Genomic DNA, 19,377 nt, shown 5'->3' with positions numbered 1-19,377 from the left:
CGTCTTGCCGTGGTCAACGTGACCAATCGTGCCAATGTTGACGTGCGGCTTGTTGCGCTCAAACTTGCTCTTTGCCATTCGTGGCTCTCCATTCCTGTCCCGTAAAGGGAATAAACTCTAAATTTCGTTTGGGGCGTACCCCGATCACTTCTGACCGGAGTACTTTGCCTGGATTTCCGTAGCAACGTTGCTTGGAACCGGCGAATAGTGATCGAAGGTCATCGAATACTGCGCGCGGCCCTGGGACATGGAGCGCAGGTTGTCGACGTATTTGAACATGTTGGCCAGTGGCACATGCGCGTTGATAACAACGGCAATACCGCGGCTCTCCTGACCCTGGATCTGACCGCGACGCGAGTTCAGATCGCCGATAACGTCACCGACGTAATCTTCAGGCGTAACAACCTCAACCTTCATCATCGGCTCGAGAAGCTGTGCACCAGCCTTCTTCGCTGCTTCACGGAAGCAGGCACGCGACGCGATTTCGAACGCCAGAACCGAGGAGTCAACGTCGTGGTATGCGCCGTCGATCAAGGTTGCCTTGACACCCAACATTGGGAAGCCAGCGAGCGGACCGGAAGACAGGACGCTTTCGATACCCTTCTGAACGCCCGGGATGTATTCCTTCGGAACAGCACCACCAACGATCTTGGACTCGAACTTGAAATCTTCGCCGTCCGGGTTTGGTTCGAAAACGATCTTCACACGAGCGAACTGACCGGTACCACCGGACTGCTTCTTGTGTGTGTAATCTTCTTCGTGCTGACGCGTGATCGTTTCACGGTAAGCAACCTGCGGAGCACCAACGGTAGCTTCGACCTTGAACTCGCGACGCATACGGTCAACGAGAATATCGAGGTGAAGTTCGCCCATGCCGGCAATGATCGTCTGACCGGATTCTTCATCCGTCTTGACGCGGAACGATGGATCTTCAGCAGCCAGGCGGTTAAGCGCGAGGCCCATCTTTTCCTGGTCGCCCTTGGTCTTCGGTTCGATCGCGATCTGGATAACCGGCTCAGGGAATTCCATGCGCTCAAGGATAACTGGCTTCAGGGGATCGCAAAGCGTGTCGCCTGTCGTCGTTTCCTTGAGGCCAGCCAGAGCAACGATGTCGCCAGCAAAGGCTTCTTCGATGTCTTCGCGCGAGTTGGAGTGCATCTGAAGCATACGGCCGACGCGCTCGCGCTTGTCCTTGACCGTGTTGATGACAGAAGTACCCTTTTCGAGCTTGCCCGAATAGATGCGTGCGAAGGTGAGCGAACCAACGAAGGGGTCGTTCATGATCTTGAATGCGAGCATGGAAAGCGGCTCGCTGTCATCAGGATGACGTTCGATTTCGGCTTCTGTCTTGAAGTCGATGCCCTTGATCGCAGGAATGTCGAGCGGCGAAGGCAGGTAATCGCAAACGGCGTCGAGAAGGGGCTGAACGCCCTTGTTCTTGAACGCGGTACCGCAGAACATCGGATGGAACTTCACGTCGATGGTGCCGCGGCGAACAAGAGCACGGATCTTGTCATTGTCGGGCATTTCGCCGTTCAGGTAGGCTTCCATTGCTTCTTCATCGATATCGACGACCTGTTCGATCATCTTCTCGCGATATTCAGCTGCCTTTTCCTTCATGTCGTCAGGGATTTCGACAACATCCCACTGAGCGCCAAGCGACTCGTCGCGCCAGATCAGAGCGTTCATTTCGATCAGATCGATCACGCCCTTGAATTCTGTTTCCGCACCGATTGGAAGCTGCATGACAACAGCGATAGCACCGAGACGAGTCTTGATCATTTCTACCGAGCGGTAGAAGTCAGCACCGGTCTTGTCCATCTTGTTGCAGAAGATCATCCGCGGAACGTTGTACTTTTCAGCCTGACGCCAGACGGTTTCCGTCTGCGGCTCTACACCGGCGTTGGCATCGAGAAGCGCGATCGCACCATCGAGAACGCGCAGCGAACGTTCAACTTCAATCGTGAAGTCAACGTGGCCGGGGGTGTCAATAATGTTGAAACGGCGCATCTTGCCATCGCGACCCTTCCAGAAGGTCGTGGTGGCAGCAGAGGTAATGGTGATACCACGCTCCTGCTCCTGTTCCATCCAGTCCATCGTGGCTGCGCCATCATGAACTTCGCCGATCTTGTGCGACTTGCCGGTGTAATAAAGAATACGCTCGGTGGTCGTCGTCTTACCGGCGTCGATATGCGCCATGATACCGAAATTGCGGTAGTCTTCGATTTTATATTCGCGAGCCATAACGGACTGCCTTTCGGATCGTTTAGATTACCAGCGGTAATGCGAGAATGCGCGGTTGGCGTCTGCCATCTTGTGCGTGTCTTCGCGCTTCTTGACCGCAGAGCCACGATTGTTTGCTGCATCCATGAGTTCGCCAGACAGGCGATCAACCATGGTTGTTTCATTGCGCTTGCGCGCAGCAGCGATCAGCCAGCGGATCGCGAGAGCCTGCCGGCGCTCTGGACGAACATCGACCGGAACCTGGTAGGTTGCACCACCGACGCGGCGCGAGCGCACTTCAACGTGCGGAGCGACATTGTCGAGGGCCGAATGGAAGATGCCGAGCGGCTCTGCCTTGGACTTGCCCTGAACGACGTCGAACGCGCCGTAAACGATGCTTTCTGCGACCGACTTCTTGCCGTGAAGCATGATGGCGTTCATGAACTTGGTAACGATCAGATCGCCGAACTTCGGGTCCGGATTGATCTCACGCTTTTCTGCACTATGGCGACGGGACATATTCTTGTCTCTCAATTGTTAGGGACGCTTTACCACGCGGAGAACCTCGCGCAGCGCCTGAATTTGTTCGAACCCGAATTACTTCGGACGCTTCGCACCATACTTGGAGCGGCGCTGCTTGCGGTTCTTGACGCCCTGCGTATCGAGAACACCACGGATGACGTGGTAACGAACGCCTGGCAAGTCCTTTACGCGGCCGCCACGGATCATGACAACGGAGTGTTCCTGAAGGTTATGGCCTTCACCTGGAATGTAACCGATGACTTCAAAACCGTTGGTGAGGCGGATCTTGGCAACCTTACGAAGAGCCGAGTTAGGCTTCTTAGGGGTCGTTGTGTAAACGCGTGTGCAAACGCCGCGCTTCTGTGGGTTTTCCTGCAGTGCAGGAACCTTATTGCGCTTTACCTGTGCCTGACGTGGCTTGCGGATCAGCTGGTTTACGGTAGGCATATAACCATCCCTTGCAAAAACTACTTTAGCCACCCTCACGGATGGCGGTTATACCGTTTCCGGCAACGACGCACGCATGGCTTCATGCATAAATCGTGGCCCTATCCGTTTTTGACGGATGGACCACCAAGAGCAGAGGACGTAAATCCTACGTCTTGCATGCAACAATCGTGTCTCGTACGTGTTTTTGGACCCTTGTTTGAGGCAATCTCTGGAACGAGTCGTTCCAGAAAGCCAAACCTCACATTGGTTCCGATGGCGGGCGTACTACTGTTTTACCCCGCTTTCGTCAAGGGCGATTCAACATTTAGTCCCCGCGCACGCGCCCTGGACGCCTTTGGCATACAGGATTTCGAAAGCCTATAACATAATGTCCCTCCCCGTGCACGCTTTTCCCAATCTCACCTTTGGCTTTTGCGAAAAGCGGTCTATTGATTCCCTCAAGGCGAGGGCTCGTGCCACCGCCAGACGATTATAACCAGAAAAGGAATCGCGTCATGATTACAGAACCAGACAACGACAACGGACGCGACGACGCCATGGTCTTCATCGTCATCGGCAAGGCCTATGAGCGTGAAGGCGACGACGGCATCGATATCCACGTCATCCTCAAGGCGCCTGATGACGACAGCGCCGTGCGTGAAGCCCTGAACGCGCTCTCCGAAGAAGGCTTCCTCGAAGCTGACCTCGACCAGATCGGCATGCTGACCGACATTCCCGACGAGGAACCCCATGCGTCGGCCTATCAGGGCGCGCTTGAGGGGGAAGTGGCGATTATCCGGTTTGCTTGAGGAAATGTTGGGCGCGCTGGATTGCCAGTGCGCTCAAGCAACGCCGACGAAGACTGCCAGTGATCTCGTGACCGAAAGCATCATGTCGTCGCCAACGTGACCGAATACTGGCCGTGACTTATTTCGCAGCATAGTCATGGACATGTCGATCATCACCTGAGATGGCTTGGTCAATCCGTTTCAAGATGAAGGCTAACCTGTGACTGTAACGCGTATGAACGTTGCGTCAACCAGTGTGCCAGAAAGCAACAACACTGTAACCGTTGCTGTATCTGAAAAGTAATCAGCTTGAATGATCAAGGCAGGGCGTGGCTTGCCAAAACCACTTGAAACAGACATCGTTACGATATCCCCTCGCCTCACTCAGAAACGTCATCATCCAGATCAGCCATCGCGTCGTTCGCAAAGACCAGTTTTGCCTGACGGCGGCACTCTTCAGTAAAGCCAGCGCAGCGCGTGTCTGGAACCCAATTCTGCGATGGGCGAAGGCCAGACGCGCGAAGAGCGTCATGACGCTTCTGTACACGATGGTTGAAAGGCGTCGGCATGATAGCCCCCGGTTTTCGTCACATGTAACAATACAGCCAGATTTAATTTTCTAAATTTCTCAGTGAGATCTTCACCTTCCATCAATCTCGGCATGAACGCCGCATTCTCGCAAGCCGGATTTATCCTCCCTCCTGCTGACTACCCCACCTGACCCATTGAACCGGCACGAAACAAAAAAACGCCCGGATCACTCCGGGCGTTTCCATTTAGACCAGACTGAGCCTCTTTCGAGGCCCCTGCCCCAACAACCATTATTCGGCAGCAGGAGCCTTGTCTGTCATGTCCTGCAACATCTGGTTTGCGGAAGACGAGCCTGTGCTCTTCTTGCGCTCTTCGATGATGAGTTCGTCGCGGCCCGTCGCGATGCGGCGGATCTGGGTCATGGTGCCGCCAGTACCGGCCGGGATGAGACGGCCGACGATGACGTTTTCCTTCAGACCCTGCAGCGTGTCCGTCTTGCCGGCGATTGCAGCTTCCGTGAGAACCTTTGTGGTTTCCTGGAACGAAGCAGCCGAGATGAACGATGGCGTCTGCAGCGATGCCTTGGTGATACCCAGAAGAACCGGGTCGCCATAGGATGGCTTCTTGCCTTCGTCAATCAGACGATCGTTGTTGTCTTCCATCTCGATGCGATCGACGCTGTCGCCCACGATGTAATGCGAGTCACCTGCATCGGTGATTTCCACCTTCTGCAGCATCTGACGCACGATCACTTCGATGTGCTTGTCGTTGATGACAACACCCTGCAAGCGGTAAACTTCCTGGATTTCGTTCACGAGGTAGGAAGCCAAAGCCTCTACGCCCTTGATCGCCAGAATGTCGTGCGGTGCCGGGTTACCATCGAGAATGTATTCGCCCTTCTCGATGTAGTCGCCTTCCTGAAGGTGGAACGGCTTGCTCTTCGGGATCAGGTATTCGACTGGTTCGACACCATCTTCCGCAGGCTCGATCTGGACGCGACGCTTGTTCTTGTAGTCGCGGCCGAGACGGATCGTACCATCGATTTCGGCGATGATAGCGTGATCCTTTGGACGACGCGCTTCGAAGAGTTCGGCAACACGCGGCAGACCACCGGTGATGTCCTTGGTTTTGGCGCTTTCCAGCGGAGAACGCGCAAGCACGTCACCCTGGAAGACCTTCATGCCAGGCTCGACCGACAGGATGGCATCGACCGACAGGTGGAAGCGGGCTTCGCTACCACGTGCAAGCTTTGCAACATTGCCGGATGCATCCTTGATGACGATCGCAGGCTTCAGATCCGAACCACGTGGTGTCGAACGCCAGTCGATAACCTGACGCTTGGTGATACCGGTGGATTCGTCGGTCGCTTCCAGAACGGAAAGACCATCGACCAGATCTTCGAAGTGAACGGTCCCTTCCACTTCCGTCATCATTGGACGTGTGTAAGGGTCCCACTCAGCCAGACGCTGACCGCGCTTCACCTTGTCGCCATCGTCAACGAACAGCTTGGAGCCATAGGCCACACGCTGCGAGGAACGCTCGACGCCGCGCTCATCGAGAATGGTGACGGACATGTTACGTCCCATCGCAATGAGAATGTTGTCCGAGTTGCGAAGGCTGTTACGGTTCTTGATCTGGATCGTACCTTCGTACGACGCTTCAAGGAACGACTGGTCGACCACGTTTGCCGTGCCACCAAGGTGGAACGTACGCATGGTCAGCTGCGTGCCCGGTTCGCCGATGGACTGCGCGGCGATTACACCCACCGCTTCACCCATATTGACCGGCGTACCGCGTGCAAGGTCACGACCGTAGCAGACGCCGCAAACACCAACCTGAATTTCGCAGGTCAGAGCTGAGCGGATGCGAACGGACTGGATACCGACCTTCTCGATGATCGCAATATCGGCTTCGTCCATCAGCTTGCCAGCCTTGACGATGTTCTCGCCAGTCACCGGGTTATCGATGTCGTCGAGAGCCGTACGACCAAGAATACGTGCGCCAATCGAGGCAACGACCTGACCGGCATCCACGATGGCAGTCATGGTGAGGCCCTTGTCGGTGCCGCAATCCACGGAGTTCACGATGCAATCCTGCGCCACGTCAACCAGACGGCGTGTCAGGTAGCCCGAGTTCGCCGTCTTCAAGGCAGTGTCTGCGAGACCCTTACGGGCACCGTGGGTCGAGTTGAAGTACTCGTTAACGGTCAGACCTTCCTTAAAGTTGGAGATGATCGGTGTTTCGATGATCTCACCCGATGGCTTGGCCATAAGGCCACGCATACCACCCAGCTGACGCATCTGGTTCGGAGAACCACGCGCACCGGAGTGGGACATCATGTAGATGGCGTTCATCGGCTTCTGACGACCGGTTTCAGCATCGAACTCGACGGCCTTAATACGGGCCATCATGTCTTCCGCGACCTTTTCGGTTGCCTTACCCCAGGCGTCCACGACCTTGTTGTACTTTTCGCCCTGAGTGATCAGACCGTCATTGTACTGCTGTTCGTATTCCTTAACCAGGGTTTCGGTGTCGCCGACGATCTTCACCTTGGTTTCAGGAATGATCATGTCGTCCTTGCCGAACGAAATACCGGCGCGGCAGGCATGGGTGAAGCCGAGTTGCATGATACGGTCGCAGAAGATGACCGTGTCTTTCTGGCCGCAATGACGGTAGACCGTGTCGATCATCTTGGAGATGTTCTTCTTGGTCATTTCCTGGTTGCAGGTCTCGAACGGCACGTTGACGTTCTTCGGCAGAAGTTCGCCAATGAGCATACGGCCAGGCGTTGTTTCATGGATCTTCGACACCGGCTTGCCATCGGCGTCCACTGTCTTGAAGCGCCCACGGATCTTGGCATGCAACGTCACGACCTTGTTTTCCAAAGCGTGATGCAGCTCGCCCAGATCAGAGAAGGCCATGCCTTCGCCAGGCTCGTTCTGGTTCATGATCGACAGGTAGTAGAGACCGAGAACCATGTCCTGCGACGGAACGATGATCGGCTGACCGTTCGCAGGGTGCAGGATGTTGTTTGTGGACATCATCAGCACGCGTGCTTCCAGCTGCGCTTCGAGCGACAGCGGAACGTGAACAGCCATCTGGTCACCGTCGAAGTCGGCGTTGAAGGCCGTGCAGACGAGCGGATGCAGCTGGATGGCCTTGCCTTCGACCAGCATGGGTTCGAAAGCCTGGATGCCCAGACGGTGCAGCGTCGGTGCGCGGTTCAACAGAACCGGATGCTCGCGGATGACCTCGTCGAGGATATCCCACACTTCCGGCTTTTCTTTTTCGACAAGCTTCTTGGCCTGCTTGACGGTGGAGGAGTAACCCTTCGCGTCGAGGCGGGCATAGATGAACGGCTTGAACAGCTCAAGCGCCATCTTCTTGGGAAGACCGCACTGGTGCAGTTTCAGTTCAGGACCCGTCACGATAACGGAACGACCGGAATAGTCGACGCGCTTGCCGAGAAGGTTCTGACGGAAGCGGCCCTGCTTGCCCTTGAGCATGTCGGACAGCGACTTCAGCGGACGCTTGTTGGCACCCGTGATAACGCGACCGCGACGGCCGTTATCGAACAACGCATCGACCGATTCCTGCAACATGCGCTTTTCATTGCGGATGATGATGCCGGGCGCGCGAAGCTCGATCAGGCGCTTCAAACGGTTGTTACGGTTGATGACGCGACGATAGAGATCGTTCAGGTCAGACGTCGCAAAGCGACCGCCATCCAGCGGAACCAACGGACGCAAATCCGGTGGAATGACAGGAACGACCTTCATGATCATCCACTCGGGACGATTGCCAGATTCCATGAAGTTCTCAACGATCTTGAGGCGCTTCATGAACTTCTTCTGCTTGAGATCAGACGTGGTCTCGGCAAGATCCGTGCGGAGGTCGCCGGCGATCTTTTCGAGGTCCATCGAGGCCAGCATTTCATAGATGGCTTCAGCGCCGATCATTGCCGTGAACTGGTCTTCACCAAATTCATCGACGGCAATCATGTATTCTTCTTCGTTCAAAAGCTGGTTCTGCTTCATCGAAGTCAGGCCAGGCTCGGTCACGATGTAGTTTTCGAAATAGAGAACCCGCTCCACATCTTTCAGCGTCATGTCGAGCAATGTCGAGATACGCGAAGGCAGCGACTTCAGAAACCAGATGTGGGCAACGGGTGCAGCGAGCTCGATATGGCCCATGCGCTCGCGACGAACACGCGACAGCGTGACTTCAACGCCGCATTTTTCGCAGATGATGCCCTTGTACTTCATGCGCTTGTACTTGCCGCACAAGCACTCATAGTCCTTAATCGGTCCGAAAATACGCGCGCAGAACAGACCATCGCGTTCAGGCTTGAACGTGCGATAGTTGATGGTTTCTGGCTTCTTGATCTCACCGTAAGACCACGAGAGGATCTTTTCCGGGCTGGCAATCGAAATCCGGATGGAATCGAAGTGCTGCGCCGGTACCGACGGGTTGAAAAGGTTCATGACCTCTTGGTTCATGCCTGTCTCCTTAGGGGTTTGGCCCCTTGCTTGCATCTGGCGCGGTGCTGTGCCGGTCACCGACCAATGCCTAAAACATGATTAACCGCAAAATGCGGCGGAAGTTTCTACCGTCAAGGTCAAACCTTTCGGGCGAAACGGGCAGGCACCTTTTAAAGTGCCTGCCCTTCGTGTTTCTTATTCCGCCGCGTCAGGCAGTTGATCCGCCACGCCGACTTCATCGAGCTTGGAATTTTCCAGTTCGACGCTGAGACCCAGCGAGCGCATTTCCTTGACGAGAACGTTGAAGCTTTCAGGAATACCGGCTTCGAAGGTGTCGTCACCACGGACGATCGCTTCGTAAACCTTGGTGCGGCCCGCCACGTCGTCAGACTTGACGGTGAGCATTTCCTGCAGCGTGTAGGCGGCGCCGTAAGCTTCCAGAGCCCAGACTTCCATTTCCCCGAAGCGCTGACCACCGAACTGCGCCTTGCCGCCCAGCGGCTGCTGGGTAACGAGCGAGTAAGGACCGATCGAGCGAGCGTGGATCTTGTCGTCGACAAGGTGGTTCAGCTTGATCATGTACATGTAACCGACGGTGACCTTACGGTCGAAGGTTTCACCGGTACGGCCATCGTACAGAACAGACTGACCGGAGTCATGCAAACCGGCTCTTGTCAGCATTTGAGCAACGTCAGGCTCATGCGCGCCGTCAAAGACCGGCGTTGCAATCGAAACGCCCTTCCTGGACTGCTCCGCAAGACGGATCAGAGACTCGTCGTCGAAGTGAGCGACTTCGTCCTTGGCTTCCGAGGCATATACTTCCGTCAGCTCGCGCTTCAGGTCGGTGATATCCAGCGACTTGTGATACTCGTCGAGCATATCGCCGATTTTCTTGCCCATACCGGCGCAAGCCCATGCGAGATGCGTTTCGAGAATCTGGCCGACGTTCATGCGCGAAGGCACGCCCAGCGGGTTCAAGCAGATATCGACATGTGTGCCATCTTCCAGGAACGGCATGTCTTCAACCGGTACGATACGCGAGACAACGCCCTTGTTACCGTGACGGCCAGCCATCTTGTCGCCCGGCTGGATCTTGCGCTTCACAGCGACAAAGACCTTCACCATCTTCATGACGCCCGGAGGCATTTCGTCGCCGCGCTGAACCTTCTCGACCTTATCCATGAAGCGCTGTTCAAGGCGCGACTTGGACTCGTCGTACTGGCCACGAAGCGCTTCCAGCTCGGACTGAGCCTTCTCGTCTTCCACGGCAAACATCCACCACTGCGAGCGTGGATATTCAGATACGACGGCGTTTGAAAGTTCCACGCCCTTCTTGAAGCCCTTCGGACCGGCAATGGAAACCTGTCCGCGCAGCATCTCGATCAGACGACCGTAAACGTTACGATCCAGAATGGCCTGTTCGTCATCACGGTCCTTGGCAAGACGTTCGATTTCCTCGCGCTCGATGGCCATCGCACGCTCGTCTTTTTCGACGCCGTGACGGTTGAAAACGCGAACTTCAACGACGGTACCGAACGTGCCCGGAGGCATGCGCATGGAGGTATCGCGAACGTCGGATGCCTTCTCACCGAAGATGGCGCGCAGAAGCTTTTCTTCCGGTGTCATCGGGCTTTCGCCCTTCGGTGTGATTTTGCCGACGAGAATATCGCCCGGCTGAACTTCCGCACCGATGTAAACGATACCGGCTTCGTCGAGGTTTTTCAGCGCTTCTTCCGAAACGTTCGGAATATCGCGCGTGATTTCTTCAGGACCAAGCTTGGTGTCGCGCGCCATCACTTCGAATTCTTCGATGTGGATGGACGTGAACACATCGTCGGAGACGATGCGCTCGGACATCAGAATGGAGTCTTCGTAGTTGTAACCATTCCAGGGCATGAACGCGACAAGTGCGTTGCGGCCGAGTGCCAGGTCACCGAGGTCGGTCGAAGGACCGTCGGCGATGATGTCACCCTTGTTCAGAATGTCACCAACGGAAACCAGCGGACGCTGATTAATGCAGGTGTTCTGGTTGGAGCGCTGGAACTTCTGCAGGCGATAGATATCCACACCGGACTTGCCGGCATCGAGATCTTCCGTCGCACGAATAACGATACGGGTCGCATCCACCTGATCGACAACGCCACCGCGACGCGCCGCAATAGCAGCACCGGAGTCGCGCGCAACGATCGGCTCCATGCCGGTTCCGACGAACGGAGCCTCGGCACGCAGGAGTGGAACGGCCTGACGCTGCATGTTCGAGCCCATGAGAGCACGGTTGGCGTCGTCGTTTTCGAGGAACGGAATAAGCGCCGCAGCAACGGAAACCAGCTGCTTTGGAGACACGTCCATCAGGTTGATGTTGTCACGTGGTGCCAGCATCACTTCGCCGGAGTGACGGCAAACGACGAATTCGTCAGAGAACGAACCGTCCTTTTCCATCGAAGCGTTGGCCTGAGCGACGTAATACTTCGCTTCTTCCATCGCGGAGAGATAGATCACTTCCATCGTGACCTTGCCGTCGATGATCTTGCGGTACGGGCTTTCGATGAAGCCGTACTTGTTGACACGGGCAAAGGTTGCGAGAGAGTTGATCAGACCGATGTTCGGGCCTTCAGGCGTTTCGATCGGGCAAATACGGCCGTAATGGGTCGGGTGAACGTCGCGGACTTCAAAGCCCGCGCGCTCGCGCGTCAGACCACCTGGTCCAAGAGCCGAAAGACGGCGCTTGTGGGTGATTTCCGAAAGCGGGTTCACCTGGTCCATGAACTGCGACAGCTGCGAGGAGCCGAAGAATTCGCGAACAGCTGCCGCTGCCGGCTTGGCGTTGATCAAATCCTGCGGCATGACGGTGTCGATTTCGATCGAGGACATACGTTCCTTGATCGCACGTTCCATGCGCAGCAGACCCAGACGGTATTGGTTCTCCATCAACTCACCGACGGAGCGAACGCGGCGGTTGCCGAGGTTGTCGATGTCGTCGATTTCGCCCTTGCCGTCGCGCAGTTCGACCAGCATCTTGACGACAGCAAGAATGTCTTCCTTGCGCAGTGTGCGCACGGAGTCTTCCGCATCGAGGTCGAGACGCATGTTCATCTTCACGCGGCCAACGGCAGAAAGGTCGTAGCGCTCTGCGTCGAAGAACAGCGACTTGAACATCGCTTCGGCCGAATCCATGGTTGGCGGCTCACCCGGACGCATCACCCGGTAGATGTCGAACAGAGCTTCCTGACGGTTCTCGTTCTTGTCTGCAGCGAGCGTGTTGCGGATGTAGGCGCCAACATTGATGTGGTCGATGTTGAGGATCGGAATTTCGTTGAAACCGGATTCGTCGATCAGCTTCAGCGTCTTCTCATCGATTTCGTCGCCGGCTTCGAGATAGATTTCACCTGTCTCGTAGTTGACGATATCTTCGGCAAGATAGTTGCCGTAGAGATCTTCGTTGCTTGCCTTGATGAACTTCAAGCCCTTGTCGGAAAGCTGACGGATCAGACGTGGTGTCAGCTTCTTGCCCGCTTCGACAACGACTTCGCCCGTATCGGCGTCAACCAGCTCGGTGATGGCCTTGGCACCCTTCAGCACGTCTGGCTGGAATGGAAAACGCCAGCCGTCGCCGTCGCGCAGATAATTTGCCTTGGTATAGAAGGTCGAGAGGATTTCCTCGCCGTCCATGCCAAGCGCCATCAGAAGCGATGTTGCTGGCAGCTTGCGGCGACGGTCGATGCGGGCGTAAACGACATCTTTCGCGTCGAATTCGATATCGAGCCACGAACCACGATAAGGAATGACGCGGGCAGCGAACAAAAGCTTGCCGGACGAATGGCTCTTGCCCTTGTCATGGTCGAAGAACACGCCTGGCGAACGGTGCATCTGCGAAACGATAACGCGTTCCGTGCCGTTGACGATGAACGTGCCATTGTCTGTCATGAGCGGCATATCGCCCATGTAGACCGACTGTTCCTTGATGTCCTTGACGGATTTCGCGCCCGTATCCTCGTCAATATCGAACACGATGAGGCGCAGCGTCACCTTGAGGGGAGCCGCGTAGGTCAGATCGCGCTGACGGCATTCTTCCGTGTCAAATTTGGGTGGTTCGAATTCGTAGGACACGAATTCGAGCATGGACGCGCCCGAAAAGTCGGTGATCGGGAACACGGACCTGAAGACCGCGTTCAATCCTTCGTCCGGACGCCCGCCTTCGGGCTCCTTGACCATGAGAAACTGGTCATACGAAGCCTTCTGAACCTCGATGAGGTTTGGCATTTCCGCTACTTCTGGAATTTTGCCGAAAAACTTGCGTACGCGCCTGCGACCGTTAAACGAAAGGGTCTGAGCCATCGTCGCTCCTTTAAAATTGCATCCGGGCCTGCAACGGACGGGAACCGCTGGCCAGTCGATCCCGTCAATCCAATGAGTGTCTTCAATCTCGTTTCACGTCCCGAACAGTAAGGCCGGATTGCCTTTACAGCGCGGTTCGAAACCATTCTCTTGAAGAACCCATTACCCAAAAGCCATTTTCACGCGGCTTTTGGGTAAAAAGTTCGGTGGAAGATATCAGGAGACGGCGCGAGCGCCGCCCCCCAAAATAATCCAGGATTACTTGACGTCAACCTTGGCGCCTGCGTCTTCAAGCTTCTTCTTGAGGTCAGCAGCTTCAGCCTTGGAAATGCCTTCCTTGACAGCCTTAGGAGCGCCTTCAACGAGGTCCTTAGCTTCCTTCAGGCCAAGACCTGTGATAGCGCGGACTTCCTTGATGACGTTGATCTTGTTGGCGCCAGCGTCCGTCAGGATAACGTCGAATTCAGTCTTTTCTTCTTCTGCAGGAGCAGCAGCAGCACCGCCAGCAGCAGCAGCAGCTACAGGAGCAGCAGCCGAAACGCCCCACTTTTCTTCGAGAAGCTTGGAAAGCTCAGCGGCTTCCAGAACTGTCAGAGCAGAGAGGTCTTCAACGATCTTTGCGAGATCAGCCATGATATAGTTCCTTTAATTCGGTTCGAACCGGTTTGAATAATTACAGCGAAAAACCGCCTTAAGCGGCTTCGTCCTTCTTTGAGTAAGCCGAGAACACACGAGCAAGCTGGCTTGCTGGTGCTGCGACAACCGTAGCGATGCGTGTTGCAGGGGCGTTGAGGAGGCCCAGCAGCTTTCCACGCAGCTCGTCCAGCGAAGGCAGGGTCGCAAGCGACTTGACTGCTTCGGCGTTGAGCGTGGTTGCGCCCATGGCACCGCCGAGAACAACGACTTTGTCGTTGGTCTTTGCGAAATCCATGACGACTTTCGGAGCAATCATAGGGTCAGTGCTGTATGCAATCAGCGTCTGTCCCTTGAAGAGATCAATGATCCCTTCCGACTCCGTACCCTGAAGAGCGATCTTGGCCAGGCGGTTCTTCGCGACCTTGACGGTGCCGCCAGCAGCACGCATTTTCGAACGAAAATCGTTCATCTGCGCAACTGTGACACCGGCATAGTGGGCCACGACAACTGAACCAGAAGCCTTGAAGACTTCATTCAGCTCCGTGACGAATTCGCGTTTTTCCGCTCTTTCCACTGTCTGTCTCCAGTAGATGGGAACACATTGAACTGTGAACCCATCGGGTTTGCCTTTGCCTCAAGAGATTCTGTTCCCAAAATCTCAAGCGACGCTTGAGGATCCTGTCCCCCGCTCTGTCGCCGCAAACGGCTTCAGGCACAGGCACATCAGGTTCGAACCGGATTATTAAGCATCCTTGGATGCGAAAATCCGGGCCTTACCCGTCTCATGCAGGCTGAATGATTAAGGCCCAGATCCCTGAGGAAATAAGCCACCTACAATCTCGGACAGGAGTTCCAGGTTTCCCTGGAAATTTCCGACCCTTTCGAGCCGGAAATCTGGTTTGCCGCGCCTCAAAAGAGACGCGGCGAATTCTTTAAGCAGTCACCGACGAAGGCTCGATGCGAACGCCTGGACCCATGGTCGAGGAGATGGCAACGCGCTTGACGTAGTTACCCTTGGCGCCAGCTGGCTTTGCCTTGATGACGGCGTCAGCGAAAGCCTTGATGTTTTCTTCGAGTGCCTTGGCATCGAAGGAAGCCTTGCCGATACCGGCGTGTACGATACCGGCCTTTTCGACGCGGAATTCAACAGCACCGCCCTTGGAAGCCTTAACGGCTCCAGCAACGTCCATCGTAACCGTACCAACCTTTGGGTTCGGCATCATGCCACGTGGGCCGAGAACCTTACCGAGGCGACCGACGAGCGGCATCATGTCAGGCGTTGCGATCACGCGGTCGAAGTCGATCTTGCCGCCCTGAACAATTTCCAGCAGGTCTTCTGCACCAACGATGTCTGCACCAGCAGCCTTGGCTTCATCAGCCTTGGCACCACGAGCAAATACGGCAACGCGAACGTCACGGCCTGTGCCATTTGGCAGGTTTACCACGCCGCGAACCATCTGGTCTGCGTGACGTGGATCGACGCCCAGATTCATCGAAACTTCAACAGTCTCGTCAAACTTGGCGACAGCCCGTTCCTTAACCATCGAAATGGCATCGGTCAGGACATAAAGTGTCTTTGGATCAACGCCTTCGCGGATCTTCTGTACGCGCTTTGCAAGCTTTGCCATGATCAACCCACCACTTCCAGGCCCATGGCGCGGGCAGAGCCCTCAACCATAGCCATTGCGCCTTCGATATTGGCCGCATTCAGATCCTTCATCTTGGCTTCGGCAATTGTCTTGACCTGAGCCTTGGTGATGGAACCGACCTTGGCACCCTTACCAGGTGTCTTGGAACCGGCAGTGATCTTTGCTTCCTTCTTCAGCCAATATGTCATTGGCGGCTGCTTCATGATGAAGGTGAAGGACTTGTCCTGGTAATAGGTGATGACGACCGGAATCGGCATACCTTTTTCCATTTCCTGCGTGGCGGCATTGAACGCCTTGCAGAATTCCATGATGTTAACGCCACGCTGACCAAGCGCCGGGCCGATTGGCGGGGACGGGTTTGCCGATCCTGCCTTGACCTGAAGCTTGAGCTGGCCTGCAATTTTCTTAGCCATATCTCTCTGCCTTTCAAATCGAACCGGTTTCCCGGCTCATATGCCGGTGAAACCGGCGGCTGCGGTTGCGTGGTGCGATCCCTGCCCCGGCTAAGAGCCAGACAATCTTCCACGCGGCTTTGCGGCAATGCCGCTTCACATCAGCTTATAACACAGGCATTTGCCCGCTTTTCCCGATGTGACACATGAAGAGCGCCTAGGCACCCCTCAAACTTGATCAGACTTTTTCGACCTGAGCATATTCAAGCTCGACAGGTGTTGCGCGACCAAAGATCGAGACCTCCACCTTGAGGCGCGAACGCTCTTCGTCAACATCCTGAACAACGCCGTTGAAGGATGCAAACGGGCCATCGGAGACGCGAACCTGTTCGCCGACCTCAAAGGAGACGGAAGACTTCGGACGTTCGACGCCTTCCTGAACCTGACCGAGAATACGGTCTGCTTCCGAATCAGGAATAGGAACAGGCTTGTTATCCGAACCCAGAAAACCCGTGACCTTGGGCGTATTCTTGATGAGGTGATAGGCCTCATCTGTCAGGTTTGCGCGCACCAGCACATAACCTGGAAAGAACTTACGCTCGCTATCGACCTTGCGACCACGACGCACCTCGACGACCTTTTCAGTCGGAACGAGAATTTTCTCAAAGAGGTGATCAAGGCCCTTTTGGCGGACCTTTTCCTCAATCGACTCGGCGACCTTCTTCTCGAAATTCGAATACGCCTGAACGATATACCAACGCGCTGCCATCTTTACTCTCCGCTCAATTCGTTACCGGCCAAAGCTCAGAACGAGACTGAGCAACCAGCCAATGAGCTGGTCCGCCGCAAAGAAGAACAGTGCCGCAAAAACGACCATAACCAAAACCATGGCCGTGGAAATCATCGTCTCGCGGCGCGACGGCCAAGTGATCTTCGACGTCTCGGCGCGAACCTGCTGCAAAAACGTAAACGGATTGGTTTTGGATGCCATTGACTGCCCACGCAATTACGGCACGTAAAGTCGAAATAATCGACCCCACGCACCGCGTGTCTATTTTGTCCTACATAAACACCGATTCCCTCTTTCACAAGAGAAAAACGACATTCGGCGAATTTCACCGGTAAACCGGCACCTCACATGCCATGCAGCGATGCCCCGCGCTTGCGAATGAGGATGGCAGGGGCAGTAAGGCTCGAACTTACGACCTGCGGTTTTGGAGACCGCCGCTCTACCAACTGAGCTATACCCCTAAATTAGAACAATTCGGTGGAACTCTCGATCCACCGCTGTTCTTGACGCTCGTTTAAGGCTACGAATCTTGATTGGCAAGTGTTTTTTTTGCTATTCACATCGCAGAAGAGCCCGAAAGGATAAGCTCTTGTTTCATATTCATGGCATTCTATAGGGGGAGCCATTATGCTCCAGACATCTGACGTGCAGGAACCTCAGGCATTCGAAGCCCTCGTGGAACGATATGGTACAATTGCCTTGGTCGCCAACAGCGAGAGCGTCAATATCGACACGATCGTCAACGCCCTGCCTTCCGATACTCTTTTTGTGTTTTTCACGGGCTGCGCCAAAGTCTTGAGTGCGCCATTTCCACGCGACGCCGTCTTATGTCACCGAATGGTGGCTGGCGGTAAACGGTTCTTCAAATCACAAAAGCATTTCGACAGCGCCCGCAGTTTTTTCCCACAAGGCGTCAAGGCCGAGGTTGGCATACTGGCAGAGAAGGTCGGTATCGAAGACAGCAGGCCTCTCTCGCCACGCCGCAGCGATCTCGTTCCATATATCATTGATTTCGATTATACTTTTGACAATTTTTATCCTGCCGGACGGATGCCGACGACGGGGTTCGCGCTCGCATTGTGGCTGATCGAATCACGACCCGATACAAAAGTCGTTCTGTGTGGATTTACCGGTGTCGCCGGGACGAAATTCAATATGTATGCCGAGCACGACTGGACATTCGAACAGACGGTCCTTTCCCTCTTCGCCAAGAATAAACGTATCGTGCGATTGCAGGAAAGCGATACGGCGACGTCGCAGGACTGGCTTTCGAACGTCAGCCGGCAGTTTCCCGAATTCAATCAGGGAGAGATCGCGCTGGCGGCAGCTCAGGTGCTGGGAAATCGCTTCACTGGCTTGGAAAGAAGAGTTTCCAAGCTGTGGGATCTCACCAAATGGCAACGGCAGGTCAAACGCGTCCTGTATCTGTTCAAACGGAAATGATGCGGGCGAATGCGCCGTAAGGCGCACTCACTCTCTTCGCCATCAGGCGCGCTGGACGACTGACAACACGCGCTCGCGGGTGGCGAACCACTCTTCGGCATAATCGTCGTCTTTGTATTCGTCGAAATACGGCCCACCATCGGTGAAGTGGACGTTGTCGGCCTGCTCATTGTGCTCATACTCATTGACGAGCCAGTTCCAAGTCTTCGGAATTTCGCCGATCAGCTCTTCCGATTCCAGCCACTTGAACTGGTGCAGCTCGAGACCTGTGGCCGTGTTGACATAGTCCTTCGTCAGGGTTTTGCACTTGGCGTTGTTGAAGAGAATGAAGCTGGACCAGTTCTTCTTTTCATATTTCGTCTGGGTCTGACCCAAAAACTTGGTTTCGACCTTCGGCACATAGTCGTGCTTCACGCACATCGCAGCGTAGCGGTCATCGCGTAGCTCCCAGAGCTTGGCGATATCGGTGCGCATCAGCATGTCGCAATCTGCAAAGATCGCCCATCCCTCGAAGTCGCACAGATACGGCACCAGGAAACGCGAAAAGGAGAACTCGGTGGACTGCAACTGATTGCGTTCGCGCGTAAAGACGCCCTCGAGATTGTTCAGCGCGATCGGCATGAACTCAACCGGAATAGAGCTCTTCTCCTGAATGCTCTGGCAAAAGACGTGATAGGCAACGACTTCCTTGCTGTCGAAGCCGATAAAAATGCGTGCCTTGTCGGTCATATTGACTCCCATCAATACCATAAATGAGTGTTCTTATCGCGAAACTGTCCGTCGCGATGAATCGAATTTCGATAGCGGAAACTATACGACAATAGTCGACAATATAGAGGCGAATGGTTGGAAACGCATATTTTTGAGCGAATCCACATCATTTTTGAGTGCGCTCTGTCTCCAAAAACGAAAAAACCCCGCCATCTCTGGCGGGGTTTTATCAATCCCGTAAGGGAAAGAGTTACTCGACGATCGAAGTGGCGATGCCGACGCCGTTCACGAAACCGCGCTTGCGCGCCGTTTCGTTACTTTGAGTGCCGTCGGCAGGCTTTCGCCATCGCTAACGATTGTTATTCAACAATCGAAGCGACGATGCCGGCGCCGACGGTACGGCCGCCTTCGCGGATCGCGAAGCGCAGCTTTTCTTCCATCGCGATT

The 19,377-nt window shown here is 55.1% G+C and carries 17 protein-coding genes, 1 tRNA gene and 1 pseudogene; 2 read left to right on the top strand and 17 right to left on the bottom strand.

Annotated features, from left to right (window positions below; genetic code table 11):
* The 4 genes and pseudogenes from EKM04_RS14165 to rpsL form a co-directional block, all read right to left on the bottom strand.
* Positions 1 to 78, bottom strand: a pseudogene (locus EKM04_RS14165) (GTP-binding protein); the annotation flags it as partial.
* A 66-nt stretch (positions 79 to 144) separates the two neighbouring features.
* Positions 145 to 2,244, bottom strand: a complete 2,100-nt coding sequence (fusA, locus tag EKM04_RS14160) for an elongation factor G (protein WP_174152664.1) — start codon at positions 2,242 to 2,244, stop codon at positions 145 to 147.
* 27 nt (positions 2,245 to 2,271) lie between these two features.
* Entirely contained in the window at positions 2,272 to 2,742 is a 471-nt protein-coding gene (gene rpsG / locus EKM04_RS14155) for a 30S ribosomal protein S7 (RefSeq protein WP_045232852.1), read from the bottom strand.
* A 78-nt stretch (positions 2,743 to 2,820) separates the two neighbouring features.
* Positions 2,821 to 3,192: a 30S ribosomal protein S12 gene (rpsL, locus tag EKM04_RS14150; protein WP_042618537.1), complete on the bottom strand. Its 372-nt coding sequence runs from the start codon at positions 3,190 to 3,192 to the stop codon at positions 2,821 to 2,823.
* 497 nt (positions 3,193 to 3,689) lie between these two features.
* Between rpsL and EKM04_RS14145 the strand changes: the two genes are divergently transcribed.
* Positions 3,690 to 3,983, top strand: a complete 294-nt coding sequence (locus EKM04_RS14145; protein ID WP_183897654.1) for a transcriptional regulator — start codon at positions 3,690 to 3,692, stop codon at positions 3,981 to 3,983.
* Positions 3,984 to 4,175: 192 nt separating this feature from the next.
* On the opposite strand, the gene EKM04_RS23070 is transcribed toward EKM04_RS14145, so the two are convergent.
* From EKM04_RS23070 to EKM04_RS14090, 11 genes are all read right to left on the bottom strand, one after another.
* Positions 4,176 to 4,346 carry a type II toxin-antitoxin system PemK/MazF family toxin gene (locus EKM04_RS23070; protein ID WP_327786369.1) on the bottom strand — a complete coding sequence of 57 codons (171 nt, stop codon included), beginning with the start codon at positions 4,344 to 4,346 and terminating at the stop codon, positions 4,176 to 4,178.
* A complete protein-coding gene (locus EKM04_RS14135; RefSeq protein WP_183897655.1) occupies positions 4,343 to 4,531 on the bottom strand; it encodes an antitoxin MazE family protein in 189 nt (62 codons plus the stop codon). Before EKM04_RS14135 ends, EKM04_RS23070 begins: the two co-directional genes overlap by 4 nt.
* A gap of 252 nt (positions 4,532 to 4,783) precedes the next feature.
* A complete protein-coding gene (rpoC, locus tag EKM04_RS14130) occupies positions 4,784 to 8,992 on the bottom strand; it encodes a DNA-directed RNA polymerase subunit beta' (RefSeq protein WP_183897657.1) in 4,209 nt (1,402 codons plus the stop codon).
* A 177-nt stretch (positions 8,993 to 9,169) separates the two neighbouring features.
* Positions 9,170 to 13,309: a DNA-directed RNA polymerase subunit beta gene (gene rpoB, locus EKM04_RS14125; protein WP_174152660.1), complete on the bottom strand. Its 4,140-nt coding sequence runs from the start codon at positions 13,307 to 13,309 to the stop codon at positions 9,170 to 9,172.
* A gap of 258 nt (positions 13,310 to 13,567) precedes the next feature.
* Complete coding sequence (gene rplL, locus EKM04_RS14120) at positions 13,568 to 13,942, bottom strand: 50S ribosomal protein L7/L12 (RefSeq protein ID WP_174152659.1); 375 nt, start codon at positions 13,940 to 13,942, stop codon at positions 13,568 to 13,570.
* Between the two features lie 58 nt (positions 13,943 to 14,000).
* On the bottom strand, positions 14,001 to 14,519 hold the full coding sequence (rplJ, locus tag EKM04_RS14115; protein WP_174152658.1) for a 50S ribosomal protein L10: 519 nt from the start codon (positions 14,517 to 14,519) through the stop codon (positions 14,001 to 14,003).
* A 358-nt stretch (positions 14,520 to 14,877) separates the two neighbouring features.
* Positions 14,878 to 15,573, bottom strand: a complete 696-nt coding sequence (gene rplA / locus EKM04_RS14110; RefSeq protein WP_111841239.1) for a 50S ribosomal protein L1 — start codon at positions 15,571 to 15,573, stop codon at positions 14,878 to 14,880.
* 2 nt (positions 15,574 to 15,575) lie between these two features.
* Positions 15,576 to 16,007, bottom strand: a complete 432-nt coding sequence (rplK, locus tag EKM04_RS14105; RefSeq protein WP_174152657.1) for a 50S ribosomal protein L11 — start codon at positions 16,005 to 16,007, stop codon at positions 15,576 to 15,578.
* A 217-nt stretch (positions 16,008 to 16,224) separates the two neighbouring features.
* Positions 16,225 to 16,755, bottom strand: a complete 531-nt coding sequence (gene nusG, locus EKM04_RS14100; RefSeq protein WP_174152656.1) for a transcription termination/antitermination protein NusG — start codon at positions 16,753 to 16,755, stop codon at positions 16,225 to 16,227.
* A 21-nt stretch (positions 16,756 to 16,776) separates the two neighbouring features.
* Entirely contained in the window at positions 16,777 to 16,977 is a 201-nt protein-coding gene (secE, locus tag EKM04_RS14095) for a preprotein translocase subunit SecE (RefSeq protein WP_174152655.1), read from the bottom strand.
* 184 nt (positions 16,978 to 17,161) lie between these two features.
* Positions 17,162 to 17,237 (bottom strand) — tRNA-Trp (locus EKM04_RS14090).
* Positions 17,238 to 17,403: 166 nt separating this feature from the next.
* On the opposite strand from EKM04_RS14090, the gene EKM04_RS14085 reads away from it, so the two are divergent.
* Complete coding sequence (locus tag EKM04_RS14085; RefSeq protein WP_183897658.1) at positions 17,404 to 18,219, top strand: hypothetical protein; 816 nt, start codon at positions 17,404 to 17,406, stop codon at positions 18,217 to 18,219.
* Positions 18,220 to 18,261: 42 nt separating this feature from the next.
* Here the strand turns inward: EKM04_RS14085 and EKM04_RS14080 are convergent, their stop codons facing one another.
* Together EKM04_RS14080 and EKM04_RS14075 are read right to left on the bottom strand one after the other, a co-directional pair.
* Positions 18,262 to 18,948: a glycosyltransferase family protein gene (locus tag EKM04_RS14080; protein ID WP_183897660.1), complete on the bottom strand. Its 687-nt coding sequence runs from the start codon at positions 18,946 to 18,948 to the stop codon at positions 18,262 to 18,264.
* A gap of 341 nt (positions 18,949 to 19,289) precedes the next feature.
* Positions 19,290 to 19,377, bottom strand: an 88-nt coding sequence (locus EKM04_RS14075) for an EF-Tu C-terminal domain-related protein (protein WP_131829422.1), incomplete at its 5' end; no start/stop codon positions are given.

It is taken from the genome of Rhizobium skierniewicense Ch11, assembly GCF_023757665.1.
GTDB classification, from domain to species: domain Bacteria; phylum Pseudomonadota; class Alphaproteobacteria; order Rhizobiales; family Rhizobiaceae; genus Agrobacterium; species Agrobacterium skierniewicense.
Note: the sequence above shows the minus strand (reverse complement) of the source record. Positions and strands in the feature narration are given on the sequence as shown.